The following is a 5,175-nucleotide window of genomic DNA, read 5'->3' as shown; positions in this document are numbered from 1 at the left end:
CCCACCGGGTGGCCGCCCCTCAGTCCTGTTTCGTCGGTCCTGTCCCGCTCCGCCGCCGGGCCGGCCCTCAGCCCTGCTGGCCCGACGGCTTGCGCAGGGTCGGCCGGGCCGCCGCCACCCGCGCCTTGAGCGCCGCCCACCGGGCCGACACCGCCCACATCACCCGCACAGTGGACCGCGGGGCGAGCAGCGCGCGCAGCCGCGTCCGGCGGCTGACAGTGGTGCTCAGACCGCCGATCAGTCGGCGCACGTCCTCCGCGAGGCCCGCCGCCGGGCGCGGCCGGGGCGCGTAGAGGACCTGCTCCACGGCGTCCGCCACCCGGTGCACCGCGGCTCCGGCCGCCGGATCGAGGTGTCCGAGCCGGATGATCCGCGCGGCCGCCTTGCGCGGGGTCTGCGAGTCGTCGGGCAGGATGCCGAAGTCCCACGCGGTGTCGGTCAGTTCCTGCCAGGCCGCCAGCGCGTGGGCCGCCGCACCCTCGTCGGTGCGGGCGTGCCCGCCCAGCCTTGCGGCCCGCAGGCGCAGCCGCCACATCAGCGGTGTCAGCGGGATGGCCAGGGCGGCCAGCACACCGAGCCCCCACAGCGCGAACTGCCACCACTTCGGACCGTTGTCGCCCGGGTGCACCGCTGCCTGCGCGGACGGGCTGGAGCACGCCTCCAGCTTGCGGAGCCGGGCCGCGCAGGTCTCGCTCTGCGAGGCCTCCGCCGAGGGCGCCGTGCTCGCCGCATGGGACGGGCGCACCTGATCCGGCAGGGAGGTGCCGGGCGTCTCCGACTGGGTGTACGACGGCGCGGAGCCGCGGGTCGGGGTCGGCTCGAAGCGGGTCCAGCCCACGCCCTCGAAGTACAGCTCCGGCCAGGCGTGCGCGTCCTTCAGACCGACCGACACCGAGCCGTCGGCCTGCGGGGTACCGGGCGCGAAGCCCACCGCGACCCTGGCCGGGATGCCGAGCGTGCGGGCCATGGCGGCCATGGCGAAGGAGAAGTGGACGCAGAAGCCCTGCTTCTTCTCCAGGAACCGCGCTATCGCGTTCCGGCCCCGGCCGATCTCCACCTGGGTGTCGTACTGGAAGCCGCCCGTCACGGCGAAGTAGTCCTGGAGCTTGACCGCCTGGTCGTAGTGGCTGGTCGCGCCCCGGGTCACCTGCCGGGCGGTCCTGGCGACGACCGACGGCAGCGAGGACGGCACCTTGGTGTAGTCGCGCCTGATCGCCGCCGACGCCCCCGGCGCCGCGGCCAGCTGCTCCGCGGTCGGCCGCACGTCCAGGCTGTCCACCTGGTACGTCGCGCCGCGCGTGTTCTGGCCGTGGTCTCCGACGAGGGTCATGCCCACCGGCTCGTAGCGCCAGTTGCCGCCGACCCGCACGCTGCTGGGCGGGTAGGGCATCGGCAGCCAGTCCTGGGCGTACCAGTCCGCCGCCGAGACCGTGCTCTTGACCGTGGTGCGCTTGATCGCGGGGCTCAGGCCGGCCGGCGTCGGGAACCGGTCCGGTACGCCGACGATGTGCCGCTGGGACGGCTTCCAGGTGACGCCGTCGAAGTCGTCCAGGGAGACGATCCGCAGATACAGGTCGGAGATGTCGTCGGAGCTGGTCTTCACGGACATGACCTGGCGGTCCTGGTCCACGTTCAGACTGTCGCGCAGCGACACGAGGGGGTTGACCGCGGAGATCGTGCCGCCGTTCCCGTTGCCCGCGCCCACGCCGGTTCCGGCGCCGTCCAGGAGGCCGCCCTGCATCGCGGGCAGGGCGAGCGGCACGAACAGGGCGACGCCGAGCGCGACCGCTCCGATCCGCCGCCCGGTGCGGACCGGTGCCACGGCACCGCCCTCGGGATCGCCCGGAGCCCGTGGCGCACCGCCGAAGACCCGGCCCCACTGGGAGAGCCGGTCCCTGCCCTCGGCCAGGAGCAGCATCAGATAGCCGGCCGCCGCGACCAGGAACCACAGCCAGTCGGCACCGCCGTCGGACAGCCCCGCGGCCACCGAGTACAGCGCGAGCAGCGGAAGTCCGGCCGGGGCCGCGCTGCGGAAGGTCACCGCGAGGGTGTCCACGAGCAGTCCGATGACCAGGACGCCGCCGACGAGCATCAGCCGGATGCCGTCGGACAGCGGTGCCGGGATCGAGTACCGGCTGACGTCGTCCGAGCCCTGCTGGAGCAGATCGGCGAAGTACCGGAAGGCGTCCGGACCGGGGACCAGACCGGCGAGGGCCTGCTCCCGGGCGAAGACCACGGTCAGCATCATCAGCGTGACGAGCGCCTGCGCCGCCACCGTCAGCGGTCGGGCCAGCGGCACCCGCCGGGTCGCCGCGCCCACTCCCGTCTGCACCGCCACCAGGAAGCACGCCTGCAGCAGCCACGTGGGCCGGTCGACCAGGGGCAGCAGCGCACACGACGTCATCAGTGTCGCGGCCGCCGCGCACAACGCGAGCCGAGCCCGCCCGCTCACGACAGCGCCTCCCCGCCGCTCAGCGCGGCGATGCCCGTGCGTTCGCGGTCCGCCCGGCGCCACAGTTGGCTCAGTGGGGCGCCGCGGGGAACGCTCACGGCGGTCCAGCCCGCCTCACGCAGCATGCGCAGTTGCTCCCCGTGCTTGTCGGTGGGTCCGGGTACGTCGCTCGGCTCGCGGATCCAGGCCTCGCCGTCCAGGAGGAAGGCGATCGCGCCGCCGCTGCGCTGACGCATCTTGGCGACCACCGCGGCCTGTTCGTCGTCGAGGTCGCCCAGGAAGGCGACCAGAAGTCCCTCGTTGCCGCCGCGCAGCACGTCGTAGGCCCGGGACAGGCCCGTGCCGTCCGAGTGGTCGATCACGGCGAGGGTGTCCATCATCAGCCCGGCCGCGTCCGCGGCCTCCTGGCTGGCGCCGGCGAACCCATCGCCGCCCTCGCCCGGCACCGCGCTGCCGGAGTCGGTCAACAGGCGCACCGAGAAGCCGCGTTCGAGCATGTGCACCAGAACCGACGCGGTGCCCGACACCGCCCACTCGAAGGCCGAGTCGGGCCCCGCGCCCTCGAAGGCGATGCCGCGCGTGTCGAGGAGAACGGTGCAGCGGGAGCGCTGCGGCTGTTCTTCGCGGCGCACCATCAGCTCGCCGTAGCGGGCGGTGGAGCGCCAGTGGACGCGGCGCAGGTCGTCGCCGTAGCGGTACCCGCGCGGGATCACGTCGTCCTCGCCCGCCAGGGCCAGCGAGCGCTGCCGTCCGTCGCCGTAGCCCTTCGCCTCACCGCTGAACCGGACCGGCGGCAGCGGCTCCACGCGCGGGATCACGGTCAGGGTGTCGAACGTCGAGAAGGAGCGGGTCAGTTCGCACATCCCGAACGGGTCGGTCAGACGCAGCTGGAGCGGGCCGAGGGGGTAGCGTCCGCGCAGGTCCGAGCGGACCCGGTAGGACACCTCGCGGCGGCCGCCCGGCTCCACCCGGTCCAGGACGAAGCGGGGCCGCGGGCCGAGCACGTACGGCACCCGGTCCTGGAGCATCAGCAGGCCCGTGGGCAGCCGCGAGACGTTGTCCATCCGCAGATGGACGCGGGCCTCGCTGCCGGCGGGCACCCGCGAGGGGGAGAGCCGACGGCTGCCGGCCACCCGGTAACGGGTGCGGTAGAGGACGGCCGCGCAGATCAGGGGCAGCGCGGCCAGCAGGAGCCCGACCCGCAGCAGGTCGCTCTGGCCCAGGACGTACGCGCAGATCGCGGCCGCGATCCCGGCCGCCAGGAAGGAGCGTCCGCGAGTGGTCAGCCCCGCGAGGGCCGTACGGACGCCGCCCTTCTCCTCCCGGTCGGTCTCCGCCTGACCGGCCCCCCCGGTGTTCATCACAGACTCCGCGGGGGCTGCTGGGGATAGGTGGGCACGGTACGGCCGAGTCCGCCGAAGCCGCTCTGCTGCTGCGGCGCGGCCGAGGGCACCGGGGTGCGCTGCAGGATCTCCTGGACGACCTGCTCCGACGTGCGCCGGTTGAGCTGGGCCTGGGCCGTGGGCAGCAGGCGGTGCGCCAGGACGGCCACGGCGAGGGCCTGTACGTCGTCCGGCAGCGCGTACTCCCGGCCGCTGAGGGCGGCCGAGGCCTTCGCCGCGCGCAGCAGGTGCAGCGTCGCGCGCGGGGAGGCGCCGAGTCTCAGGTCGGGGTGGGTGCGCGTGGCGGCCACCAGGTCCACCGCGTACCGCCGGACGGAGTCGGCGACGTGGACGCCGCGCACCGCCTCGATGAGCTTCACGATGTCGTGCGCGTGCGCCACCGGCTGGAGGTCCTCCAGCGGGCTCACCCCGCCGTGGATGTCGAGCATCTGCAACTCGGCCTCCACGCTGGGGTAGCCCACGGAGACACGGGCCATGAAGCGGTCGCGCTGGGCCTCGGGCAGCGGGTACGTGCCCTCCATCTCGACCGGGTTCTGCGTGGCCACCACCATGAACGGGCTGGGCAGTTCGTAGGTCTGCCCGTCGATGGTGACCTGCCGCTCCTCCATCGACTCCAGCAGCGCGGACTGCGTCTTGGGCGAGGCTCGGTTGATCTCGTCGCCGATCACGATCTGCGCGAAGATGGCGCCGGGCTTGAACTCGAAGTCCCGGCGCTGCTGGTCCCAGATGGACACGCCGGTGATGTCCGACGGCAGCAGGTCGGGCGTGAACTGGATGCGCCGCACCGAGCAGTCGATGGACCGTGCCAGTGCTTTGGCGAGCATTGTCTTGCCCACGCCGGGGACGTCCTCGATCAGAAGATGTCCCTCGGCGAGCAGTACGGTCAGCGAAAGCCGTACGACCTCGGGCTTGCCCTCGATCACTCCCTCCACCGAACTGCGGACCCGCTCCACAGTGGCGGTCAGATCAGTGAGGCTCGCTCGATCGTCATAGGTCGTCACCCGGCCCTCCTCGGCCCGTTCTTACCGGGCCGACGCTCTGCGATGCGGACCGGCCCACCCCGAAACACGGACACCACGCGTGAATAGTTCCGCGTGACGCCACACCCCGCATTCTTGCTGCCGTTACCGATTCGTGTCACTCGCCTGTGGACAACTGCCCGCACTATGTCGGTCTTACGGCATTTTCGAGCGGCCGTTAGCTGGCGGTGGCCCGGTTGATTCGGGGTGGGGGGGGCGGGTGGGGGGGGGGTGTGGCCGGTAAGACACGCCCCCACCCGGGTCGGGGGCCAACCACCGCGCCCGCGACCGGGAGATCATC

3 protein-coding genes are annotated in these 5,175 nt (G+C 73.1%); all 3 read right to left on the bottom strand.

All coding sequences use genetic code 11. The features are described from left to right. Positions 1-67: 67 nt before the first annotated feature. From ACFW2E_RS24165 to ACFW2E_RS24155, 3 genes are read right to left on the bottom strand one after another with little or no spacing between them, the layout of a single operon-like run. Positions 68-2,452 carry a DUF3488 and DUF4129 domain-containing transglutaminase family protein gene (locus ACFW2E_RS24165; protein WP_384469161.1) on the bottom strand — a complete coding sequence of 795 codons (2,385 nt, stop codon included), beginning with the start codon at positions 2,450-2,452 and terminating at the stop codon, positions 68-70. Continuing rightward, a complete protein-coding gene (locus ACFW2E_RS24160; RefSeq protein WP_384469160.1) occupies positions 2,449-3,813 on the bottom strand; it encodes a DUF58 domain-containing protein in 1,365 nt (454 codons plus the stop codon). The genes ACFW2E_RS24165 and ACFW2E_RS24160 overlap by 4 nt, the downstream gene beginning before the upstream one ends. Then, on the bottom strand, positions 3,813-4,856 hold the full coding sequence (locus tag ACFW2E_RS24155; protein ID WP_384469159.1) for an AAA family ATPase: 1,044 nt from the start codon (positions 4,854-4,856) through the stop codon (positions 3,813-3,815). The genes ACFW2E_RS24160 and ACFW2E_RS24155 overlap by 1 nt, the downstream gene beginning before the upstream one ends. Positions 4,857-5,175 lie beyond the last annotated feature (319 nt).

The organism is Streptomyces sp. NPDC058964 (assembly GCF_042741275.1).
Lineage (GTDB): Bacteria > Actinomycetota > Actinomycetes > Streptomycetales > Streptomycetaceae > Streptomyces.
The sequence above is the reverse complement of the archived record's forward strand: the minus strand, read 5'-3'. Positions and strand labels throughout refer to the sequence as shown.